Source organism: Xenorhabdus thuongxuanensis, assembly GCF_001908095.1.
In the GTDB taxonomy this organism is placed as follows: Bacteria; Pseudomonadota; Gammaproteobacteria; order Enterobacterales; family Enterobacteriaceae; genus Xenorhabdus; species Xenorhabdus thuongxuanensis.
In genome coordinates this window covers 1-21,463 of the sequence record NZ_MKGR01000001.1, presented here as the reverse complement: position 1 = coordinate 21,463, position 21,463 = coordinate 1, and the positions used below count along the sequence as shown (strand labels likewise).

Annotated in this window: 23 protein-coding genes, 4 tRNA genes and 2 pseudogenes; 15 read left to right on the top strand and 14 right to left on the bottom strand. The window is 44.6% G+C overall.

Annotated elements, in window-relative coordinates:
* Positions 1-4 precede the first annotated feature (4 nt).
* A complete protein-coding gene (locus Xentx_RS00145) occupies positions 5-463 on the bottom strand; it encodes a DUF6246 family protein (protein ID WP_208607520.1) in 459 nt (152 codons plus the stop codon).
* Positions 464-546: 83 nt separating this feature from the next.
* Between Xentx_RS00145 and Xentx_RS00140 the strand changes: the two are divergent.
* Positions 547-1,107: pseudogene (locus Xentx_RS00140) on the top strand (site-specific integrase); the annotation flags it as partial.
* 22 nt (positions 1,108-1,129) lie between these two features.
* Here Xentx_RS00140 and Xentx_RS00135 read toward each other — a convergent pair.
* Positions 1,130-1,205 (bottom strand) — tRNA-Lys (locus Xentx_RS00135).
* A gap of 232 nt (positions 1,206-1,437) precedes the next feature.
* On the opposite strand from Xentx_RS00135, the gene cycA reads away from it, so the two are divergent.
* Positions 1,438-2,838 (top strand): D-serine/D-alanine/glycine transporter, encoded by a 1,401-nt coding sequence (gene cycA / locus Xentx_RS00130; protein WP_074018257.1) that lies wholly within the window; start codon positions 1,438-1,440, stop codon positions 2,836-2,838.
* A gap of 48 nt (positions 2,839-2,886) precedes the next feature.
* On the opposite strand, the gene Xentx_RS00125 is transcribed toward cycA, so the two are convergent.
* Positions 2,887-3,270 (bottom strand): nuclear transport factor 2 family protein, encoded by a 384-nt coding sequence (locus tag Xentx_RS00125; RefSeq protein ID WP_074018256.1) that lies wholly within the window; start codon positions 3,268-3,270, stop codon positions 2,887-2,889.
* 141 nt (positions 3,271-3,411) lie between these two features.
* Here Xentx_RS00125 and Xentx_RS00120 point away from each other — a divergent pair, with 141 nt between their 5' ends.
* Together Xentx_RS00120 and Xentx_RS18410 are read left to right on the top strand one after the other, a co-directional pair.
* On the top strand, positions 3,412-3,915 hold the full coding sequence (locus Xentx_RS00120) for a GNAT family N-acetyltransferase (RefSeq protein WP_074018255.1): 504 nt from the start codon (positions 3,412-3,414) through the stop codon (positions 3,913-3,915).
* Positions 3,916-4,067: 152 nt separating this feature from the next.
* Positions 4,068-4,427, top strand: a pseudogene (locus Xentx_RS18410) (IS1 family transposase); the annotation flags it as partial.
* A 77-nt stretch (positions 4,428-4,504) separates the two neighbouring features.
* Here Xentx_RS18410 and Xentx_RS00110 read toward each other — a convergent pair.
* Positions 4,505-5,428, bottom strand: a complete 924-nt coding sequence (locus tag Xentx_RS00110) for a LysR family transcriptional regulator (protein WP_244149794.1) — start codon at positions 5,426-5,428, stop codon at positions 4,505-4,507.
* A gap of 128 nt (positions 5,429-5,556) precedes the next feature.
* Here Xentx_RS00110 and Xentx_RS00105 point away from each other — a divergent pair, with 128 nt between their 5' ends.
* From Xentx_RS00105 to Xentx_RS00065, 9 genes are all read left to right on the top strand, one after another.
* The gene (locus Xentx_RS00105; RefSeq protein WP_074018489.1) at positions 5,557-6,486 is read left to right on the top strand and encodes a DMT family transporter; all 930 of its coding nucleotides are present in this window, start codon (positions 5,557-5,559) and stop codon (positions 6,484-6,486) included.
* Between the two features lie 181 nt (positions 6,487-6,667).
* Positions 6,668-7,027, top strand: coding sequence for a hypothetical protein (locus Xentx_RS00100; protein WP_074018253.1), 360 nt, complete (start codon positions 6,668-6,670; stop codon positions 7,025-7,027).
* Between the two features lie 177 nt (positions 7,028-7,204).
* On the top strand, positions 7,205-7,609 hold the full coding sequence (locus tag Xentx_RS00095; RefSeq protein WP_339373679.1) for a GFA family protein: 405 nt from the start codon (positions 7,205-7,207) through the stop codon (positions 7,607-7,609).
* 337 nt (positions 7,610-7,946) lie between these two features.
* Positions 7,947-8,606 (top strand): UvrY/SirA/GacA family response regulator transcription factor, encoded by a 660-nt coding sequence (gene uvrY / locus Xentx_RS00090; protein ID WP_074018252.1) that lies wholly within the window; start codon positions 7,947-7,949, stop codon positions 8,604-8,606.
* A 23-nt stretch (positions 8,607-8,629) separates the two neighbouring features.
* Positions 8,630-10,462, top strand: coding sequence for an excinuclease ABC subunit UvrC (gene uvrC / locus Xentx_RS00085; RefSeq protein ID WP_074018251.1), 1,833 nt, complete (start codon positions 8,630-8,632; stop codon positions 10,460-10,462).
* 56 nt (positions 10,463-10,518) lie between these two features.
* On the top strand, positions 10,519-11,067 hold the full coding sequence (pgsA, locus tag Xentx_RS00080; RefSeq protein WP_074018250.1) for a CDP-diacylglycerol--glycerol-3-phosphate 3-phosphatidyltransferase: 549 nt from the start codon (positions 10,519-10,521) through the stop codon (positions 11,065-11,067).
* A gap of 144 nt (positions 11,068-11,211) precedes the next feature.
* Positions 11,212-11,287, top strand: a tRNA-Gly gene (locus tag Xentx_RS00075).
* 5 nt (positions 11,288-11,292) lie between these two features.
* Positions 11,293-11,366, top strand: a tRNA-Cys gene (locus tag Xentx_RS00070).
* 6 nt (positions 11,367-11,372) lie between these two features.
* Positions 11,373-11,459: transfer RNA gene (locus Xentx_RS00065), tRNA-Leu, on the top strand.
* 208 nt (positions 11,460-11,667) lie between these two features.
* Here Xentx_RS00065 and Xentx_RS00060 read toward each other — a convergent pair.
* The 9 genes from Xentx_RS00060 to Xentx_RS00020 all read right to left on the bottom strand — a co-directional run bounded on the left by Xentx_RS00060 (position 11,668) and on the right by Xentx_RS00020 (position 19,315).
* Positions 11,668-11,895, bottom strand: coding sequence for an ogr/Delta-like zinc finger family protein (locus Xentx_RS00060; protein WP_074018249.1), 228 nt, complete (start codon positions 11,893-11,895; stop codon positions 11,668-11,670).
* 62 nt (positions 11,896-11,957) lie between these two features.
* The gene (locus Xentx_RS00055) at positions 11,958-13,076 is read right to left on the bottom strand and encodes a phage late control D family protein (protein WP_074018248.1); all 1,119 of its coding nucleotides are present in this window, start codon (positions 13,074-13,076) and stop codon (positions 11,958-11,960) included.
* Positions 13,073-13,591, bottom strand: a complete 519-nt coding sequence (locus tag Xentx_RS00050) for a phage tail protein (RefSeq protein WP_074018487.1) — start codon at positions 13,589-13,591, stop codon at positions 13,073-13,075. The genes Xentx_RS00055 and Xentx_RS00050 overlap by 4 nt, the downstream gene beginning before the upstream one ends.
* A 2-nt stretch (positions 13,592-13,593) precedes the next feature.
* Positions 13,594-16,380 carry a phage tail tape measure protein gene (locus Xentx_RS19305; protein WP_074018247.1) on the bottom strand — a complete coding sequence of 929 codons (2,787 nt, stop codon included), beginning with the start codon at positions 16,378-16,380 and terminating at the stop codon, positions 13,594-13,596.
* On the bottom strand, positions 16,373-16,489 hold the full coding sequence (locus Xentx_RS00040) for a GpE family phage tail protein (protein WP_208607519.1): 117 nt from the start codon (positions 16,487-16,489) through the stop codon (positions 16,373-16,375). Before Xentx_RS00040 ends, Xentx_RS19305 begins: the two co-directional genes overlap by 8 nt.
* 14 nt (positions 16,490-16,503) lie before the next feature.
* The gene (locus Xentx_RS00035) at positions 16,504-16,839 is read right to left on the bottom strand and encodes a phage tail assembly protein (protein ID WP_139292402.1); all 336 of its coding nucleotides are present in this window, start codon (positions 16,837-16,839) and stop codon (positions 16,504-16,506) included.
* Between the two features lie 46 nt (positions 16,840-16,885).
* A complete protein-coding gene (locus Xentx_RS00030; RefSeq protein ID WP_074018245.1) occupies positions 16,886-17,401 on the bottom strand; it encodes a phage major tail tube protein in 516 nt (171 codons plus the stop codon).
* Between the two features lie 10 nt (positions 17,402-17,411).
* A complete protein-coding gene (locus tag Xentx_RS00025) occupies positions 17,412-18,584 on the bottom strand; it encodes a phage tail sheath protein (protein WP_074018244.1) in 1,173 nt (390 codons plus the stop codon).
* Positions 18,585-18,739: 155 nt separating this feature from the next.
* Entirely contained in the window at positions 18,740-19,315 is a 576-nt protein-coding gene (locus Xentx_RS00020) for a recombinase family protein (RefSeq protein ID WP_074018243.1), read from the bottom strand.
* Positions 19,316-19,423: 108 nt separating this feature from the next.
* Between Xentx_RS00020 and Xentx_RS00015 the strand changes: the two genes are divergently transcribed.
* Positions 19,424-20,743 (top strand): hypothetical protein, encoded by a 1,320-nt coding sequence (locus Xentx_RS00015; RefSeq protein WP_074018242.1) that lies wholly within the window; start codon positions 19,424-19,426, stop codon positions 20,741-20,743.
* Positions 20,730-21,254, top strand: coding sequence for a tail fiber assembly protein (locus tag Xentx_RS00010; protein WP_279625071.1), 525 nt, complete (start codon positions 20,730-20,732; stop codon positions 21,252-21,254). Before Xentx_RS00015 ends, Xentx_RS00010 begins: the two co-directional genes overlap by 14 nt.
* Before the next feature lie 26 nt (positions 21,255-21,280).
* Here Xentx_RS00010 and Xentx_RS00005 read toward each other — a convergent pair.
* On the bottom strand, positions 21,281-21,463 hold a 183-nt coding region (locus Xentx_RS00005), incomplete at its 5' end, for a tail fiber assembly protein (protein ID WP_244149793.1).

Here is a 21,463-nt window from a genome sequence, read left to right as displayed (position 1 = left end):
GGCTTCATTGGCGGTTTGAGTTCCGGTTAACAGCCCTGTGATAGCATTGGCTGAACGTTGACATATTGAAATGAGCGCGAGCCGCATTGATATACTCAATAGCCTTAAACTGGTCAGAAAATTCTTCCGTTCCTTCATGCCGCTGGAGTTTTCTGATTTTGACCCGACCAATAACACCATGCGTTATCAGTTCGCGAGCAATGACAATGATGTCATTAATTGGCACGCTACCCAGACGATAGATAACCCCCTTTTGACCTGGTCTCCATTCACCGATCAACTCTTCCACATCATCGTTATAGCACGCCTGTATAACTATCATGGCAGTTGACAGGATATTGCGTCCAAATACGGGTTTCCGCATCAGTTTAATCAACCAATCGGGAAGTGTACCGTAGGCCATTACAGCGCGGTTAATTAATTCCTGAGTCTCTGCCCCATTGAGAAAAGTGTACGTCTCCACAATTTGTCGAGGTGTACCGATACGCGTCATTGCAGAGAAAGAGGGGCGCAGTAAATAATCTGTTTTATCAGTAGAGATAAGCTCTGATAGATAATGCTGTTGATTATCTAAAACCAGTGATTATTTTCGCTCTAGCTACAGGGCTTAGAAGGTCCAATATTTTAGAGTTGGAATGGTCACAGGTTGATTTGGTAAGAAGAGTGGCTTGGGTTAATCCAGACCAATCTAAAAACTATCGGGCTATTGGAGTTTCGCTCAATGACACTGCTTGTCAGGTTATTCGGGAACAGATAGGCAGGCATACAAAGTATGTTTTTGTCAGAGAGCGAAAGTTGAAGGGGGTTACTGATATGGTGCCAATGAGGGTTGATGCCAATAAGTCATTCAAGTCTGCCATGAAACGGGCGGGAATAGAAGGATTCCGATTCCATGATCTGCGCCACACGTGGGCTAGTTGGCTGATTCAATCCGGTGTCCCATTATCAGCACTGCAAGAAATGGGGGGATGGGAGAGCATAGAAATGGTTAAACGATATGCTCATTTATCCCCAGTGCATTTGCAAGAACACGCGAAAAATATTGACAGTATTTTATGCGTGCATGACACGAATATGACACTCAAGAAAGCTGCTGGAAATAATTAACACTATAACCTATTGATTTAATTGGTGGGTCGTGGGAGGCTCGAACTCCCGACCAATTGATTAAGAGTCAACTGCTCTACCGACTGAGCTAACGACCCAACACGATTAATTATTCTCCAGTGTCAATTGGACGTCAATGGCCTCTACCCATTTTTTTATTAATCGAATAAAATACGCACAACAAATCTTTAACCAATTGGTCGAATTGCAATCACTCTGTTTTTCATGTGAAATCCTTCTGTTAATACCGCTGTTGTCTATGTCACAATATTCTATTAAACACAGCTTGAGGGTATAAGGCCATGCTGTGAGAATAAATTGGATACAACTATGGAAGAAAAAAAGCGACTCACACACACTACTGAAAGTTCGCACTTGCAGCGCAGTCTCACCAACCGACATATACAGCTAATCGCAATTGGTGGTGCCATTGGTACTGGTCTATTTATGGGATCAGGCAAAACCATCTCTCTTGCGGGGCCGTCGATCATTTTTGTTTATATGATCATAGGGTTTATGCTGTTTTTCGTTATGCGGGCAATGGGAGAGTTATTACTTTCTAATTTGCACTATAAGTCGTTTAGCGATTTCTCCGCGGATTTACTGGGGCCGTGGGCTGGTTTTTTTGTGGGCTGGACCTATTGGTTCTGTTGGGTAATCACTGGCATAGCAGATATTGTTGCTATCACTGCTTATGTTGGATATTGGGTACCTGACTTTCCAGAATGGGGAACTTCGCTTTTGTGTGTTCTGGTATTGTTAACTCTGAATCTCGCGACAGTTAAGCTGTTTGGAGAATTGGAGTTTTGGTTTGCCATGATCAAAATTATTGCCATTATTGCCTTGATTGTGACAGGAGGCATTTTGATTGGCACCAACTTTAAATCACCAGCAGGGTATGTCGCAGCACTTTCTAATGTCTGGAATGATGGTGGTATGTTCCCTATGGGATTAAGCGGTTTTTTTGCTGGGTTCCAGATAGCGATATTTGCTTTTGTTGGTATTGAGCTGGTGGGAACTGCCGCTGCAGAAACTAAAAATCCGATGAAATCTTTACCAAAGGCGATTAATGCTATTCCGATCCGCATTATTACATTTTATGTGTTGGCTCTGATTGTCATCATGTCAGTCACGCCGTGGCGAGCCGTCAGTGCGGATAAAAGCCCTTTTGTGGAATTGTTTGTTTTGATCGGATTGCCTGCTGCTGCCAGTATTGTCAACTTTGTGGTTCTGACGTCTGCGGCATCTTCGGCAAATAGTGGGGTTTTCTCTACTAGCCGGATGTTGTTCGGTCTGGCGAAAGAAGGAGATGCACCAAAACAGTTTAGCCGTCTTTCCCGCCGTTCTGTTCCTGCATCAGGGTTGGTCTTTACTTGCCTGTGCCTCTCTTTTGGTGTCATTTTGATCTATTGTATTCCCGATGTAATGAGAGTTTTTACTCTAGTGACAACCGTTTCTGCGATCTTGTTTATGTTTATTTGGAGCATGATCTTATGTTCCTATCTGGTTTATAGAAAACGTCGCCCAGAACTGCATCAGGCTTCGGTATATAAAATGCCATTTGGTATTGTAATGTCTTGGGTATGCTTAGTCTTCTTTGCTTTTGTTTTGGTATTACTTTCCTTACAGCCAGATACTCGCCAGGCGTTAATAGCTACACCAATTTGGTTTATTGTTCTAATGATCGGGTTTCAGATTGTGAGAAAGCGTAAAACCCGCCTTACTCATTAAGTAAAAGAATCCTTTTGATATGGCCCAAATATTGGGCCATTTTTTATCTTAAACAGGTATGATAGTACCTTGATGAAATATAAGCTGCCATTTATCAGTTGAAGATAATTGCCAAATTGATGAACGAAATGCTTGATTGAATAGGGTGCCAGTTCGATCCAATTCGTAAGACTGATAAGTTAGTAATACAATATTTTTATCAAGACAACTCATAGAAAAATCTTTTGAGAAAAGTTGAAAAGTAGCTTTTATTTCTGTAGTTAATACATCAAACACATCTTTTTTAGTATAAACATAACCTGATTTACTAATTTCTAGAAAATCATCGTGTAATACTATATCTAGCCAGTTGGGATTATTTCTTTTTTTACCGTGAAGACTCACTTCAAGATTTTTGAGTAATTCAAAAGTAGCTATATTTTCCTGAACCATATGAACTCCAAAAAAATAAATGGGTATGAAATAACTTCAGTAGAAAGCTGAATTATTACTTTAAATAAATATTTAATACGCTATTTACATTTGTTTTTTTATCAGGTAGTTATAAAGAGGACAAGTTAAAAAGAGGTGTGCATGGAAATTATAATAAGGGCAACTGAGCCAGAGGATGCTGAGCATTATCAACGAATTTTTAGCCACCCTGACGTTTACTTCAATACGTTACAACGACCATGTCCTTCGCATGAAATGTGGCGTGAACGTTTAAAATTAAATAAAACACAAGGGCATATTGATTTTGTGGCTGAAGTAAATGGCAAGGTCGTGGGTACAATAGTGTTATTTACCTATGCTAATCCGAGACGTAGACATGCCGTGAGGATTGGTATTGGTGTTGATGCGGCTTATTTTGGTAAGGGGGTTGGTTCAAAGTTGATGGCTTTTACCATTGACTATGCATTCAATTGGTTAGGCTGCATCAGAATTGAACTGGAAGTTTTTACTGATAATGAAAAAGCGATTGCCCTGTATAAAAGATTTGGTTTTGAAGCTGAAGGCATACGGCGTATGCAGTCGTTTAGAAATGGTCAATATTGTGATGTAATGGGGATGGCATTAATTAATAGTCGATTTATATGATGTTCTTAGAGGTTATGGTAGTAAATAATAAACTGGCTCTTGGCAAAAGGGATTTTGCAGAAAACTTGAAATATGAAGACGGAGAAGAATTTCTGGGTCACGTATTCAATTTGTTTCTTCTGGTATATGCTCCTCACTTTTCAGGAAATCAAATGGCGACGGTAGAAGTGAAATGTCGATTTTGTCAACAAACTGAGTCGGTGCGAAAACATGGTACAGGCCAAGGTGAACGCCAGCGTTACCGTTGCCTGTCCTGCCGCCATACTTTTCAGCTTGAATATGCTTATCGAGCTTGTCAGGCGGGCATAAAAGAGCAAGTTGTCGATCTTGCAATGAATAATGCCGGCATCCGTGACACTGCCAGAGCCCTACATATTAAGTATTAATGCCGTCGTTCGCGTTTTAAAAAACTGTCCCCACGATGCGTAACCACATTACCGTTGGAACATGTGGAAATTCAGCTTATCTGTGAAGTCGATGAAATGCGGTCAAATAAAAAGCAACAACGTTGGTAAGCCTAGGAGCGGATCAACCTTTGTATAGCGATATTCTTATTTATCGCTTATCCAACCAAGCGTGCCACAGTTGGTTATGCTGAATGACATAGTATGCCCGTTTGGGGTGACCGTCCTGCCAATTTATCCTGATTTTGAAAAACCACATCTGCTAAAAAATCTGCTATTTTCCGTATCCTGGGAGAGTGAGCCAAATCAGATTGAATAACAAGCCAGATGGGTTTATCTATACCTAATTCAGGTGAAATACAAATAAGCCCTGCGTCATTGGCCGCAATATGGGGTAACACGGCTAATCCTAAGCCCGCATTTGCGGCCGCAATTTGAGAACAAATCGAAGTTGTTGCGATTGAAAGTGAACGCCCTTGTAAGGCTTGTTTAAGCCAGTTAACGGAAGGAAATTGCGAGTACTCACTTGTCCAGCCAATAAAATGTGCGTCGTTGTATTCACCTCTAAATATACCGGAGGGGCAAGTAGCTAAGTAGGTTTCACTTCCATAAAGGCCAAATCCCAGGGTTCCAAGTTGTCGGACATTAACATGACCTTGCTCAGGTCTGATGATACGAAGTGCTAAGTCAGCATCACGGCGGTGAAGGTTTACAGGGTAGTTATCCGTTGTGATTTCTAATGTCAGGTTTGGATAGTTTTTTTGTAAGGTCGGAAAATTTGGCATAATTAAATAATTGGATAATGTTTCGAGTGTGGCAAGACGTACATTTCCCGCAATAGTTGTCCGCAGATCGGCTTCAAATAAAAATGAATTTGCCGCTATCTCCATGGCTTTGGCTTTTTCCAATAGTTCTGCGCCATCTTCTGTCAGTTGATAACCTGTTTGATGCCGTAGAAATAAGGGCATGCCGAAGGTATTTTCCAAACGTTCGATTTTTCTCGATACCGTTGCTACACCAATACCAAGAAGCTCAGCCGATTTACTGATCGTATTTGCTCGCGCGACTGCTAAGAATATTCGAATATCATCCCAAATAAGTGATTGCACAATTTGTTTTCCGTTTATGAAAATCTGATTACCAATATCGCCTAAATATTTCAATTTTAAAAGATGCCACAATGATTTTGCCAAGGATTATTTTGCTTGAGATAAATTAAGAAATTAGGGTAATGAATATGAGAACAACTCCACAGTTAGCGATTGCGCTGACGTTAATTGCAACATTCTTTTGGGGATCAAATTTTCAGGTAACGAAATTTGCACTTACGAGTTTGCCACCGTGGACGGCTTCTGTTGAGCGTTTTTTCTATGCAGTTATCTGTATTTTTACTTTTTTTGCGTGGAAAGAGGGGATTCACAGTAAAGTTTTAAAACAAAACTGGTGGGCATTTATTGTTCTTGGGGCGATTGGTGTAGCGGGGTTTAATGGGGCATTTTTTGTCGGTCTTCAAAGTGCTAACCCAGTTACGGCTGCTCTGATTGTGGCAACGACGCCGATCTCTACCAATATTCTGGAAGCTATTGTAAATCGTCGGTTACCTGGATTGATGCGAGTTGTTGGTATGGTGATCAGTTTGTTGGGAGTTGCTGTGGTTATTACCAATGGTGAATTGATTTGGGGCGGTGTCGTTCAGGTAGTAACCGGCGATATAATCATTTTTATGGGAAGTCTTGGTTGGTCAATTTACACAGTAGGAACGCGGGTATTTGTCAAAGATGCAACGCCATTAGCGACTACGAGCTGGACGATGTTTTTTGGTGCGATCATATTAGGGTTTATTGCGATTTTTGTGGAATCACCGATGACTGCATTATCTTCTGGAACATTTGAAAGCCATTTGGCTTGTTTCTATATAGGTATTGGTGGTTCCACTGTTGCCTATCTTTTTTGGAATATGGGTGTTGCTATTCGTGGAGCAGGGAAAACGGCAGTATTTTTTAACTTTGTTCCCATATTTGCACTCATTATACAGATAATGATGGGAAATATACCCAGTTTGCCACAAATGATTGGTGTTGTTATCACTATTGTGGGTGTGTTCTTAGGGCAGGGAAATATCACTGTGGACAACAAGCTATTTAAAAGTATTTTAAGAAAACAATAGTTGTAGCAGATGATTGTATTATCAATTGGTGACATTATAGGGAGGTGGAAGATGGGAAATTTATTGAAGAAAAATATGCTATCACCAAGTGTATTGATCGATATCCAGCGCATGATCATTGATAAAAATAAAAACTAACATACAATCACCATGGTAACTAATTTATTAGTGGAGATCTGGTATGGAAAAATTTACTGATAAATTAATTAGTTTTGACCGATTTCTTTTACGGATACTGCGCTTTCTTTTGCATGCATTCCTTATTTTTCTGATCGGCATTATTCCTGGTGTACTGGGTTTTTTCTTGATCGAAAGCCATGCTATACCTGATGCAATACTAAATTCAGTTTTAATGATTGGAACACAAAACTTGCATATTGAACCAGTCAGTACACTAGGAAAATATTTTGCTGCCATTTATGGACTATTCCTTCAGGCTATCTTTTTTATCGCTGTAGGTATGGTGGTAACACCTTTTGTCCACCGAATATTGCATAGTTGGCACATTGATGATGAAGAGGATAACGAAGATGTGAAATAAATAACTTATTTTCCTGCTATCAAGCCGTAACTTAACGTTTCTAGAGCTTATTTGTATGGCTAAAAATTAGAAAATCATTGTAATGAGTATGGTATTTTTGATGAAATATAGTGGTAGATTTATTCAATCTCAGATATAAAAGTTTTCACTATAAATTTATTATAGATAGAGAGTGAAATGATGAATAAAGGTCATTGTTTATGTGGTGCGGTGAGCGTGAAAACCAATCAACGCATTGAAGATATTAATGTATGTCATTGTAAAATTTGTCAAAAATGGAATGGTGGCCCATTTTTATCTGTAGATTGTAAGGACGATCTAAAAATAGAGGGGGCTGAAAATATTTCAACATATCCGTCATCCGAATGGGCAGAACGCGCTTTCTGTAAAAGGTGTGGCACACACCTTTTTTACCATTTGCATCACCCAAGTGCTTATTATGTTCCAGTTTCATTGTTTGATAATAGTCATTATAGTAAATTATCTCGCCAAATTTATGTGGACAGCAAGCCCGCGTATTATAATTTTGTTGAAAAAACCCCTATGCTGACTAAAAAGGATATCCTTAACTTATTTAAATAATTGTTGTGATATGGGGGAAATATCACCCTCATATTGTTCTGGATTAAAATAGGTTGCTATGAATAATATAGAGATATGTTTTAAAAAAATTAAATGAAATCAATTGGTTATATATTAATTTTATTTCATTGATATGTGACAATTTCCTTTCTGTTTTGCACTAATGTTAGTATACTCCGTTATCTAATCCAAAAGGTTTTGATATCACTCGATAGAGGATGTTATCTTTTTTAATTTATTTTATTAAAATCATGAAGATAAGTTCAATGTATCGGTTTTGTTTTGGAGTTTATTAATTTTATCATTATTGTGGATATTACGTTAGTGGAGATGTTGTTTGATTAATGTTTTATTAGTTGATGACCATGAACTGGTGCGCATTGGTGTGAAAGGCGTCCTTGATGATGTAAAAGGGATAAAAGTCGTAGGAGAAGCCAGCAGTGGAGAAGATGCGGTCAGATGGTGTAGATCAAACAGCACGGATGTCGTCATGATGGATATGGGAATGCCCGGTATAGGAGGGGTGGAGGCAGCTAAGAAAATCATTCGTTATTCACCTGATACACGAGTGATTATGCTAACTATCCATACTGAAAGTTCTTTACCCACAAAAGTGATGCAAGCAGGGATTAGGGGATATTTGAGCAAGGCCGCAGCGCCTCAGGATATGATCAATGCAATTCGGGCTGTTTATGCAGGCCAACGTTACATTTCCCCGGACATAGCCCAGCAGATGGCACTCAACCAGTTATCACCCCTAAAAGAAAACCCGTTGGATGAACTTTCAGAGCGGGAATTGCAGATCATGACAATGATAACTCAGGGGCGTAAAGTTAATGAGATTTCTGCGTTGCTTAATCTGAGCCCAAAAACGGTGAATAGTTACCGCTATAGAATGTTCAGTAAACTAAATATCAAAGGTGATGTAGAATTGACCCATATGGCAATACGCTGTGGATTGTTTGATGCGCAGAATATGGTAACTCAGGGTGGATAATAAAATTTGATGGGTGATCAATTGTGGCGGAACTATTTAATTCAAAGGCATTTTTAAAAACAGTTACCAGTCAGCCGGGTGCCTACCGCATGTATGATGCCACTGGCACAGTGATTTATGTTGGTAAAGCCAAAGATCTAAAAAAACGGTTATCTAGTTATTTTAGGGCACAGGTTAGTAGTCACAAAACAGAATCATTAGTGAAAAATATCGTCCAGATAGATGTCACCGTTACCCACACAGAGACAGAGGCACTCCTGCTCGAACATAACTATATCAAGCTGTATCAGCCTCGCTATAATGTACTACTGAGAGATGATAAATCTTATCCTTATATTTTTTTGAGTAGTGATATCCATCCCCGTTTAACTTTATATCGTGGAGCCAAGTATGCGAAGGGAGAATACTTCGGCCCATTCCCTAATTCTCATGCAATACGCGACACTTTGATTTTATTGCAGAAACTATTTCCCATTCGCCAATGTGAAAACAGTGTGTATCGCAATCGTTCAAGACCTTGTTTGCAATATCAGATTGGGCGCTGCCTTGCCCCTTGTGTTAAGGGATTTGTAACGGATGAAGAATACCATCAGCAAGTTGAATACGTCCGCTTGTTTTTGACGGGGAAAGATCAGCAAGTATTGGATAAGCTGGTAGCAAAAATGGAAAAAGCAAGCCAACAGCTTAAATTTGAAGAGGCTGCTCGTTATCGCGATCAGATCCAAGCTGTACGGCAAGTCACTGAACGACAATTTGTTTCCGGAGAAGGTGATGATCTTGATGTTATCAGCATCGCTTTTGAGGCGGGGATGGCCTGTGTACATGTCTTATTTATCCGTCAGGGCAAGATATTGGGCAGCCGAAGTTATTATCCCAAAATTCCGGTTGATACAAAACTAGATGAAGTAGTGCAAACTTTCCTTGGTCAATTCTATCTCCAAGGAAGCCAAAACAGGACATTGCCGTCAGAAATTTTGTTGGATTTCGCATTACCTGAGAAAGAGCTATTGGAAGAATCCCTTTCTGAAATATCGGGCAAAAAAATCTATATCCAAGCACGGCCAAGAGGTGATAGGGCGCGTTACTTAAAATTGGCACGTACCAATGCTGTAACAGCGTTGATTACCAAACTCTCCCAACAATCGACAATTCATCAGCGATTAGAATCATTGGCCACATTTGTCGGTATTGAAAAAATCCAACGTATGGAATGTTTCGATATCAGCCACACGATGGGAGAACAAACTGTTGCATCATGTGTTGTTTTTGATGCTAATGGTCCGGTTCGTGCAGAATACCGACGCTATAATATTACGGGTATCACTCCAGGAGATGATTATGCTGCGATGAACCAGGTCTTGCGTCGTCGATATAGCAAAGCTATCGTTCAGACAAAAATCCCGGATATTATCTTTATTGACGGGGGGAAGGGGCAGCTTGCGCGTGCGATTGCAGTTTTCGATTCTTTGGAAGTTGAATGGAATAAAAAGTATCCTAAGCTAATTGGTGTTGCGAAAGGCAGTGATCGTAAGGCTGGGTTAGAAACCCTATTTTTTGAAGCGGAAGGAGAAGGGATAGCACTTCCTCCTGATTCACCTGCGTTACATATTATTCAACATATTCGTGATGAATCTCACAACCATGCCATTACAGGGCATCGTCAGCGTCGGGAAAAAGTGAAAAAGACTAGTACATTGGAATCGATTGATGGTATTGGGCCAAAACGTAGACAAATGTTACTTAAATATATGGGGGGATTACAGCCCTTACGTAACGCAAGTGTAGAAGAGATCGCAAAAGTGCCTTCTATTTCTTATGCACTGGCAGAAAAAATCTATAATGCGTTGAAACACTAGAAGTATTGATGCACCATACTGATAAACTTAACTTTGCCAGATAGTTACTAAGCATTATGCAATTAAATATTCCAACATGGCTTACCCTATTTCGTATTGCCTTAATTCCATTCTTTGTTTTGGCATTTTACTTGCCATTCCAATGGGCACCGATGGTATGTGCCATTATCTTTATTATCGCTGCTGCAACAGATTGGTTTGATGGTTTTCTTGCTCGTTTGTGGAAACAGACGACGCGTTTTGGCGCATTTCTTGATCCAGTGGCGGATAAAGTTATGGTGGCTATTGCGCTGGTACTGATTGCAGAACATTACCATACGTGGTGGATCACGTTACCTGCTGCGACGATGATTGCTCGCGAGATCATCATATCTTCTCTACGTGAATGGATGGCAGAATTGGGAAAACGCAGTAGTGTAGCCGTTTCTTGGATGGGAAAAATAAAAACTACAGCACAAATGGCGGCATTGGTTGCCTTGTTGTGGCGTCCTTGCATTGAACTTGAAGTGGGAGGATTCATCCTATTATATGCTGCTGCAGTCTTGACATTCTGGTCAATGTTTCAATATTTGAGCGCTGCATGGGATGATTTGCGTGAAGGATGATCGAAATGACGCAAAAATCATCGAATGAACGAGTTTTATAAATAATTGTGTTGACTCATTTCGTGAAGTAAGTAGAATGCAACGCATCGAACGGCATGTGAGGTTTACGAAACAAGTTAAGTAAATCAAGAAGTTCGAAGAAAGGCGGGAATAGCTCAGTTGGTAGAGCACGACCTTGCCAAGGTCGGGGTCGCGAGTTCGAGTCTCGTTTCCCGCTCCAAAAAAGGCGCGTTGGCAGAGTGGCCATGCAGCGGATTGCAAATCCGTCTACCTCGGTTCGACTCCGGGACGCGCCTCCAAATTTAGCCCAGGTGGTGAAATCGGTAGACACAAGGGATTTAAAATCCCTCGGCTGTAAGGCTGTGCGGGTTCAAGTCCCGCCCTGGGCACCAAATAAAAACTTACTGTAAAACAGTGAGTTAGGGTTAGAAAAGGCCACCTTTACGGTGGCTTTTTTGCTTTCTGAGATTGCATGAAAAATGCAAAGTGGCGACAAAATGGCGATGGGATGGCGACACAAAATGGCGACATTCTTCAGATACCTGCCAATTTGCCCATTTTGAAAAGTGATTCAGATCACGGATTAAAATTAAAAATTCCTTACATGTCATCAAATATCATAACAGCTTGTTGACCATTCGTAGGATGGGGCGGGGCGAATTCAACCAAATCCGGCTTAGTCACCCAGCGAACAAAAGTTTCATGGCTCACGAATGTAGCACCACAATTGATATTTTGGCACTGGTTGTAGCGCTCTTTAGTTTCGGTGGTGTGTTCAAAACTACTGCGGGTATGGGCGACATGGCCGCACAGTGGGCATTTCATCATCGAGTGTGTACTCAGTATCAGGGGCTGCCAGTTGTGTTAGGCAATGCTACGATTATAGCAAATCATGCCATGTCGGTATCCGATATCTTCACTTCCAGTTCTAACGATGAGGTTAACCCGCTGTCATTGAGCGTATGAGTGACAGTAACCAGCGTCCAATCTGCCCGGTCAATCTCTGGCTTAAACCCCTGCACCCGAACCGGCATTTCTGGGAACAGTTCCGGCCGTCCCTTTGCCAGTTGAATAGAAAACGACGCCACGCCGCGTTGGATACGCTCCCATTCTGTCTTAGCGGCGCGCTCGGCGGTGGATTTGTAGGCATAGGTGTGTTTCAATACTAGGACATTCCCCTCGTTACCAGCCAGATAATCCCCCTCTTTTTCCTCTTGCTGTTTCGGTTTTGTGGTCTTGGGCTTACGCGGTTTGCGTTTGACGGTGATCTGTTCTTTTTTCTTTGGATCGTGAGTATTCAGCCAGTGTGCTGAAACACCAGTATAAGCGCTTCGGTCGGCCAGAGCAAAACGGTAGCTATCGCCGGATTTGCGGGTAATCAGCACATCAGGTAGCGGTTTACCACTGGCGGTTTTATTCTGTCCCTGCTGGAAAAACAGCAGGTAGCCGTTCTTAACCGCGGCAATAGCGCCTTCCTGTTTAGCTAGTCGAGTTAAGAAATTGCCGTCGGATTCATTGGTCTGGTCAATATGAGGAACGATGATTTTATCCAGCGTTTTATCTACCTCCGGACTCAAATTATTGCGGGCAGCAATAGTACGCACGATATCGCCAATGGTTTTCTGGTGATACGACAATTCACGGCTGATATTGAGGGTAGCCCGAAAATCGGCACTTCTGGCACGCACAGTGATCTTATCCGGTGCGCCGCTGTATTCAATTTCATCCACAATAAACGTGCCCTTATGGATGAGAACTTCTCCTTGCCAGCCCAGACGCAGTGACAACTTAGTACCCCGTTTAGGCAGCGCCAATTTGCCGTTGCTGTCGTCCAACTCGATATCTAACTGATCGGCCTCAAAACCCCGATTATCGGTCAGGGTCAGCGACATTAGCCGTTTCTGGATGCGGGCATTGATATTTTCATCCCCAGCTTTGAGGACGTAAACCGGTTCGCAGGTTTTACCCGTGATCCAGTCCAGTTTCGGTAAATCGGGCAATGACATCATGAGAAGACCCCCGCCACTTTGTCGGTGATACCACTCAATTTGTCAGTGACGCTGTCTTTGAATCCGCCGAGTTTATCGAGAGCACTGTCTTTCAGGTCGCCCAGTTGCTGATTTAAATCGCCGAACATCTCACCGAGGTTTTCATCCACCCGACGTAACGTCATAGTGAAATCAATTTTTCGGGCGGCACCATCAGCAAAAAATTCTGTTTTGGTTCGATCGATGCTTTCAATGACAAACATGCCGTAAATGGTGCCGTGACCGTCCAGAAATGACCACGCTTTGCCACTTTCTGCCATCAATTCCAGTGCCAGTAATGAGAACCGCCCGCCCGTGATTTCAGGGTACAGAGAACCAGACAGGGTGATGGTGTCATTGTTTGGCCCCATAAATTGGAATGCAGGGCGGGCACCGATCCGGTTATTGAAGCTATGACGCCAAGATTGTTGATGTTGCAGACTCTGGTAAGGTGTGGTTTTCAGCATAAAAACAAATAAACCGAGTGCGGCCATCATCATTAATACTCCTCTCTGTCGGCAAATGCGCTACGAGCGCGAGCACGTTGTTGTTGTTCACGGCGATCCAGCTCTTTGGCGACGGCGCGGGCGATATCCTGCGGCGACTGTGCCGGTGTGGGATAGATGTTAATGATCGGGGCAGCGGCAGGCGCGTGATACTCTGACGCAGCCGATCGGTTTGCGGTGATGCCAGACGAAGCATAGTGTGCCGCAGGCAGGCTGTGCGGGTGCAATGGGGCGTATTGGGCACCGACAGAAGAAACGGCACCTATCGATAGTGCTGCCGCGGCCATTTTGGCCAGCACTGCTGTTTGCCGGCGACTGGTTACGTGGGCAGGGCCATTGATCAATTCAGGGCCATATTCACCGACCAGGCCAAATTTTCCCGCTGGGATATAACCGCCGGTATCATGGGCGCCAGAGAAGAACGCAAAGGGATTGTCGCCAGTGTTTTGATATGATGCCAACGCCGCCTGAACCTCTGTTTTTTGGCTCTGATCTTTCATAAAATCCGGCGTCAACGAATCTTTAAGCTGGGTGCCCAATTCAGACAGGCTTTGCTTTAACGCTGCCCATTTTTCCTTAATACCGGTGATGAGATTTTCGATAATTTCTGTGCCGAATTGTTTAAATCGTTCCGGTAGATTTTGGGCATCTTCGACAATTTCATTCCATTTATTCGCAATGCCTTGCCGAATGTCATCCCACTTACTCAAGACTTTTTGTTTAATCCCTTCCCATGTGGTAGAAACGTAGGCTGAAATGGTATCCCACAAATTTTTCAACCATGGCCCCAGATTGTTCCAATTTTTCCAGATCAGGTAAGCGCCGAGGGCAATCAGCCCAATAATGGCTAAAATAGGGTTTGTCCACATGATACGGCCCAGCCACATTATGCCTTTGCCGAGAAAGGAAAAGACTCCGCCTAGTAATTTCAGTGAGCCTGCGCCTTTGATACCCAGTACGGATAATCCCAGCCTTATCATTGCCAATGGCCCTAGCAGGGTCGCCAATGCCAGTGTCAGTGTGCCGGCTATCGCCAGCACAATACCTAATCCCGCTGCGGCAATCGTAGCAAATTTTGCAACTACCGGATGATCATTAAAAAACTGCTTCACTGTGGTCAACATTTCGGCGAGTTTGGATAAGCCACGGATATACAACGGCAGTAAATGATCGCCAATCTGTTTATATAAATCGCGCTTACGGGCTTCAGTTTCCAGTTCTTGTCCCTGTGCGGTTTTCTGCCCTTCGGTGACCAACTGTTCCACATTATAGGCTTCGTGACCCGCTTTGATTTGTTTCTCAATATTGGCGTGTTCGCGGTACATAGTGACAAACAGATCTGCGCCTTTGCGGTTAGAGAAGAGTTTGGCAATGGCTGTTTCCATGCCGCGTTCGTCTAGCTGTGGGTGTTTTTTACGGATACGCGGCACGATTTCATCCATGAGATAACGGAATGGATCAGTCTGGAATTTTTCCACATTTACCAATGCCCCTGGCTTAACTTTAGTGATATGGCCGGTTTTACCGTACTTGACTGCACCTTTTTGCAATAATCCCAGTGCATTTAGCTCCTCGGCAGCTCCCTGTGTAGTACGTCCCATCATCAGGTTCTGGTAAGCACTAGCCAGCGATGTCCCTGTTCGATCGCCACCAATCTGTTGAATAATGTGAGACATAGAGAAATAAAATGCCTCATCACTCATCTGTTTTGCGGCGACGTTACCCGTTTTGAGCACGGCCATATAATCACTGGGCAATACCAATCCACCGCTGGCCGCCATCGCCTGTGCAGACAGGTTTACCGATTTTTTAAAATCATCGGGATTGTTAATCATATTGCGTAGTTCGGCGATTTTCAGCACCTCCTGTGACTGATCGCGCATCGCCTGTGCTTTTTCTTCACTAATCCCGTGCATGGATAAAAAACGGGTGGCATATTGTAACCTGAGCAATTCCGGAGTGACCATCTCGGCCTCTTCGTAATGCCGTAATACCGAATGAGCTTCTTTCAGTATTTTCAAGTTATCAGCGGTGCTATTTCCGATAATTTTTGTACCGTTCGCGAATTTTTCCGCCTGATTCAGTATATTATCGCCAACACCTAGCGCCCTGAACTCTGCGAGTTCTTTGTGATAGATGGATGCCTCATTCAACATGGGTTTTACACCCATCAATACGGCACCGCCAGATGCCACCATTCCTGCACCGTGCCCCAGCATATCGCTGCGCAAGTTTTTTGTTTTTTGGTAGCGAGATCTCACTGCTGCCATTTTTTTCTCACGCTGTTCCAGCCGTTCCAGTTGCTGGCGTTGTTGTTGCAGGGTGTTATTGGTGCGGCTGATGTCAGTATTAATGCGCCGCTGCGCCTGTCCGAGCTGGTTGGTTGAGATGCCGCTGGCTTTCAGACTGTCGCGCTGGCGGTGCAGGGACTGACTTAAGGTCTGGGTTTCCTGCTTGAAACGAGCGGCGGCGCGCTTCGCCTGCTCAAATTCGCGGATCTGGGTTTTGGTAGGGTTTTCATTGCCTTTCATCGCCCGCGCCAGAGCTGCCACGCGTTCGGTGGCACTGCGATAGGATTGTTCGGCGCTGGCGAGCGCCTGTTTGGTTTTGCGAAATCCGTCAATCTGCCCGGCCTGCTGATTCAGATCACGCAACTGCTGGCGCGACTGTTTCAGCGTTTCTGCCAGTTTTTTGTTTGTGGTCTGCGCGTTTTTAAACGGGCCGGTCAGTTTATCGACCGCTGACAGGATCACCTGCAAGCGTAAATTCCGGTCACTCATCGCTACCGCTCCGTTTTAACGCCCGGTAACGCCATTCTAGCAGTTCCGGCAGTGACATATCATGCGTGGCAGCAGGCGGCCAGTGAAATACCGTTGCGATATCCGCCACCAGTTCATCAACGGTTAATTGTTCTGGAAATCGGACTTCACCGACTTCGGCAGCAAAAAACTGACCACCTCGATACTCAGGTTAATCAGGTCGCCCGGTGACATCAACAGTAGATCATTTTTGGTTAGCGCCGGTGCGGTGACACGGGGCAAAACCAGCATCATGGAATCCACATCCATTTCCATTAGGGCTTGCAAGCGAACACCGCGCAGGGCACCACTGTTAGGCTTACGGACAATAATGTCACTGATTGTGGTTGTTCCGCGCACAATGGGATCTTCCAGTATGACGGTGGTTTGTTCAGGTTGGGTAATAGCGGGTTGTTCAATAATCTCAGTTTGTTTAGTCATGATAAATTTCCTAGGATGATTAATATTCAACACTGATCAGACGCAATTACAGGCCAATGGCGCGGCGATGCTGTTCCAGACGGTCGTCGCCGTCCACAATTTCCACCATGTTAACGGTATCAATTTCGATCAGAACATCACCGTCCATCGTCAGCTTGTAATAGGTGTTTTTGGCGCTGACTTTAGTCTGGGTGTTGTCGCCCTGTTTGTAGTTGCCGGGGTCAAATTCCGAGAATCGCCCGCGCAGCACGACTTCCACGGCGATCACCTCGCCGGTATCGTCCCGCTGAAATGAGCCGTTAAAGCGCAGCATGACGCCATCGACTTTGGCAATGCCCCACTGTTTGTACAGCTGCGCTTCCACGCCACCCAGCGTAAATTCCGCATCCAGCGCGCTGTCGTCCAGCCCTAAATCGACGTTAGCCACGCCGTTCATGCCGCCGCCGCGATAGGCTTCCAGTTTGCGGGTCAGTTTGGGTAGGGTCATTTCTTCCACGACCCCCATGTAGTTATTTCCGTCGTTAAACAGGTTCAGGTATTTCAGTTTACGCGGTAAAGCCATGAGTCAATCCTCAGCTATTAATCCGGTTGGCAAAATCCATCAGATACTGATCGGTGATGCGCTGGCGTAATAACAGGTTTTCCAGCGGCGGCACCGGCGTGTAGTTGTAATCAATGTACAATTTACCGGCTTTCAGGGTGTCTTTGGTGTTGGCCTCTTCGCTGTACCAACATTGGCCATCAATCAGGTAACCGTTAGATTTCAGCTCACGCAGCTTGGCTTTAATGCCTTCGATAATGTCGCGCACCAGTGATGGCGTCAGCGGCTTGTCGATAGCCCACATATGGGCGTCTGCCATCGTATCAGCCAGCACCTGAGCGGTGCGGGTGTAGCTTTCGAACTGAAATAACGGATCGGCGGAACAGGTACGCGACCCCCAGAAGCGGAACCCGTCTTTGCGGATCAGCGTGGTGACATCATTCTGGTTCAGCAGGTTGGCATCGGTGGCGACATCCTGCAAATCCCAGAACACATCGGCCGAAATGCCGGTAACCCCATTGACGCCGACGTTAGACAGGGTTTTATGCCAGCCGGTTTCCTCATCAATTTTAGCCCGCAAGCCCAGGGCACGGGCGGTTGCATACGCGACAGCTTCGCGGCTGGTCACGGTATCCCAGCTCAGAAAATCCGGCCAAATCAACATCAATTCACGGTGTTTAAAGTAGTCACGGTACTTAATGGCCTCACTGATAGTCTTACAGCCGTAGGCACTGACATACGCCATCGCGCGTAGCTTCTGGGCGATGATGGCCAGTGCCTCGGCAACGGGCTGGGTATCATGACCGGGCACAGCGAGAATACGCGGTTTCACACCCAGCTGGCCTTGTGCGGCCAATAACGCCTGCATGCCGGTTTTCTTGCCTTCATCGGTGACGCCACCAATGATATGGGTTGTGGTCTCGGCTTCGGTTTTACCCTGCGCCACCCGTACCACGACCGTGACGGGCTTCGCCTGGTCAGAAATCGCCCGCAGGGCATGAAATAACGTCCCGGTTTCGCCGGCCTTGCCACTGGCGGTCAGGACGTCGGTTAACAAGACCGGGGTATTTAAGGGAAAGGTATTGGGATCAGCATCATCCCCCGTGCAGACCATACCGACAATGGCAGTGCTGACGGTGGTAATGGTGCGGGTGCCTTCGTTGATTTCCTGCACGCGCACGCCGTGGTGATAGTCTTGGGCCATAGCGAAAACTCCTGCTTAAGTGATTTCGTTATGGTGGTCGGCTTTACAATAAAATGCAGGTGGTAGAGATTGTGTGAGGGTTGGTACAAATCAGTTGAATAAAAAATGAGGGGATTACCCCCTCTATAATGCACAATGCAGAATAAAACGCCTAATTAAAATACATCATCATTTGCTGCTGCACCGACTGGCAGGTATTTATACACGGTGGAAAGAGACACATTGAAAATGTTAGCGATTTCCCGCCGATTTTTGCCCCCTGCGAGCAGTTGGCAGGCTAACTGGAATTTTTCGTCATTCAATGACACGGGACGGCCACCAATACGCCCCTGCGCACGGGCAGCCGCCAGCCCTGCATTAGTCCGTTCTATGATGAGTTCCCGCTCCATTTCAGCCAATGCGCTCATCACATAGAAGAAAAACCTGCCCATTGGCGAACTGGTATCAATGCTGTCGGTCAGGCTCTGAAAATGAATACCGTCATTATTGAGCCGTTCATTTAATGCGATGAGATTTTTAACACTGCGTCCCAATCGATCCAATTTCCAGACCACCAATGTATCCCCTGTTTTCAGGTGGGTTAATGCCTGTTTTAATCCCGGCCGGTTAGCCGTTTTGCCACTGATTTTATCCTCAAAAATCCGGTCACAATTCGCGGCCATTAATGCATTACGTTGCAGATCGCTGTTCTGGTCAGTTGTTGATACACGGATATAGCCAATTTTCGCCATAGCGCCCCCTATTCAACCAATGATTAGCTCATCATACCAACCTGATTAGCCCATCAATCGCCTGAATTCACGCATTTATTTACGTAAAACCTCGGTTTGGCGGATACGGTGGAACAGGCGGAAAACGCCCTACCGAGAACGGGTGGCGTCGTTGATGGCAGCATTGCTGTTAAACAATGGTTATCAACCTATGACAGGGTATATGTTGCCGCGAATAACGGATTTGCTGGGGTTGAATTATCGGATGCGCGCAATAAAAATACCGTGACATTAGAAATGAACGGCACCGGCGGTGTTTACATTTCACAAAAAAACCATGGCCAGGTAAATGTAAACCACATCCCGAAAACCAACGGGATACTATTGAATTCAGCGGACATTATCCAATCTGTGGGTGACAGTGTATCGCAGGTGATGAGCCAGAAATCCGTAACTGACGCCCTAGACAACCGCCTCGAAAAATCCCGAAACGGCGCCGATATCCCCAACAAACCAGAGTTTGTGCGGAATATTGGGTTAGTGGGCACGGTGAAACTAGCGGAAAACGCCCTACCGAGAACGGGTGGCGTCGTTGATGGCAGCATTGCTGTTAAACAATGGTTATCAACCTATGACAGGGTATATGTTGCCGCGAATAACGGATTTGCTGGGGTTGAATTATCGGATGCGCGCAATAAAAATACCGTGACATTAGAAATGAACGGCACCGGCGGTGTTTACATTTCACAAAAAAACCATGGCCAGGTAAATGTAAACCACATCCCGAAAACCAACGGGATACTATTGAATTCAGCGGACATTATCCAATCTGTGGGTGACAGTGTATCGCAGGTGATGAGCCAGAAATCCGTAACTGACGCCCTAGACAACCGCCTCGAAAAATCCCGAAACGGCGCCGATATCCCCAACAAACCAGAGTTTGTGCGGAATATTGGGTTAGTGGGCACGGTGAAACTAGCGGAAAACGCCCTACCGAGAACGGGTGGCGTCGTTGATGGCAGCATTGCTGTTAAACAATGGTTATCAACCTATGACAGGGTATATGTTGCCGCGAATAATGGATTTGCGGGCATTGAATTATCGGATACACGCAATAAAAATACCGTGACATTAGAAATGAACGGCGCCGGTGGTGCCATTATTTCACAAAAAACTCATGGTCAGGTAAATGTAAATCATATACCGAAAACCAACGGAACATTACTGAATTCGGTCGATGCGGAAAAATATGTCACGTCGCTGCGATTATCAACACCGCGTGAAATAACAACAAAAATCGACGAATGGTTGGATTTTTCAACCAACGAATTTGTGGTTGGTGTTCGGCTGTCACGAACACCTGGCGGCGGCGTTTGGGTCATCGAGCGGCTACGCGTCGCCAATTTGCAGATCATGAGAAATGGAGGGTGGATCAATGTCACGCAATAAAATGGCTAAAAAATTTGTTGAATATACGCCAACATCAAAACCCTACGGTAACTGTCTGTATCTGACAAATGCGGGTGGTGATTGGTACGAACAACAGCAGAATTTTAAACCAGATACGTTAAAAATTGCCTATGATGATGACGGTATTATCCGCTCGTTTAGTGATGATGCCAGCACGTTATGTCCAATAGGGTTATATGTCGCTGAAATTGTGAAAAATGATGTTCCCGCCGATTTTGGCTGGGATCACGAGTGGGTTTTCATTAATGGGGAAATTACGCCCAGAATTCAGACGCCAGCGGAATTACAGCAGCAGGCGGAATCTCAGAAACAGCAACTAATGTTTTCCGCTGCAAACTCCATCGCACCGTTACAGGATGCGGTTGATTTAGGTATGGCCACCGATGCCGAAAAATCCGCATTAACCGCGTGGCGCAAATACCGTGTCCTGCTCAATCGGGTGGATTGCGCTACCGTACCCGATATCCAATGGCCTGAGCCGCCGAAATGAGTATAGGGGCATAGCGCCCCTGATTGTTATTCTGGCGCTTTAGGCCAGTCAATGTTGGGTGCTGTCGAACAGTCTACACGGTTCAATAACACCATGTATTTTTTCCACGCGATCAGTGTCGATTGCTCGCTATCCGTTTCCATTTTCAGATCTACAGCATATTGCAACGGCGTAATGGTATTTGCAGCCTGAGACATTAGATAGCGTTT

Bases quoted from the DNA above. Each gene is read 5' to 3' on its own strand.
- cycA (WP_074018257.1), top strand. From the start codon at position 1,438: ATGGAAGAAAAAAAGCGACTCACACACACTACTGAAAGTTCGCACTTG.
- Xentx_RS00125 (WP_074018256.1), bottom strand. From the start codon at position 3,270: ATGGTTCAGGAAAATATAGCTACTTTTGAATTACTCAAAAATCTTGAA.
- Xentx_RS00120 (WP_074018255.1), top strand. From the start codon at position 3,412: ATGGAAATTATAATAAGGGCAACTGAGCCAGAGGATGCTGAGCATTAT.
- Xentx_RS00105 (WP_074018489.1), top strand. From the start codon at position 5,557: ATGAGAACAACTCCACAGTTAGCGATTGCGCTGACGTTAATTGCAACA.
- Xentx_RS00100 (WP_074018253.1), top strand. From the start codon at position 6,668: ATGGAAAAATTTACTGATAAATTAATTAGTTTTGACCGATTTCTTTTA.
- Xentx_RS00095 (WP_339373679.1), top strand. From the start codon at position 7,205: ATGATGAATAAAGGTCATTGTTTATGTGGTGCGGTGAGCGTGAAAACC.
- pgsA (WP_074018250.1), top strand. From the start codon at position 10,519: ATGCAATTAAATATTCCAACATGGCTTACCCTATTTCGTATTGCCTTA.
- Xentx_RS00060 (WP_074018249.1), bottom strand. From the start codon at position 11,895: ATGATGAAATGCCCACTGTGCGGCCATGTCGCCCATACCCGCAGTAGT.
- Xentx_RS00055 (WP_074018248.1), bottom strand. From the start codon at position 13,076: ATGATGTCATTGCCCGATTTACCGAAACTGGACTGGATCACGGGTAAA.
- Xentx_RS00050 (WP_074018487.1), bottom strand. From the start codon at position 13,591: ATGATGGCCGCACTCGGTTTATTTGTTTTTATGCTGAAAACCACACCT.
- Xentx_RS19305 (WP_074018247.1), bottom strand. From the start codon at position 16,380: ATGAGTGACCGGAATTTACGCTTGCAGGTGATCCTGTCAGCGGTCGAT.
- Xentx_RS00035 (WP_139292402.1), bottom strand. From the start codon at position 16,839: ATGACTAAACAAACTGAGATTATTGAACAACCCGCTATTACCCAACCT.
- Xentx_RS00030 (WP_074018245.1), bottom strand. From the start codon at position 17,401: ATGGCTTTACCGCGTAAACTGAAATACCTGAACCTGTTTAACGACGGA.
- Xentx_RS00025 (WP_074018244.1), bottom strand. From the start codon at position 18,584: ATGGCCCAAGACTATCACCACGGCGTGCGCGTGCAGGAAATCAACGAA.
- Xentx_RS00020 (WP_074018243.1), bottom strand. From the start codon at position 19,315: ATGGCGAAAATTGGCTATATCCGTGTATCAACAACTGACCAGAACAGC.
- Xentx_RS00010 (WP_279625071.1), top strand. From the start codon at position 20,730: ATGTCACGCAATAAAATGGCTAAAAAATTTGTTGAATATACGCCAACA.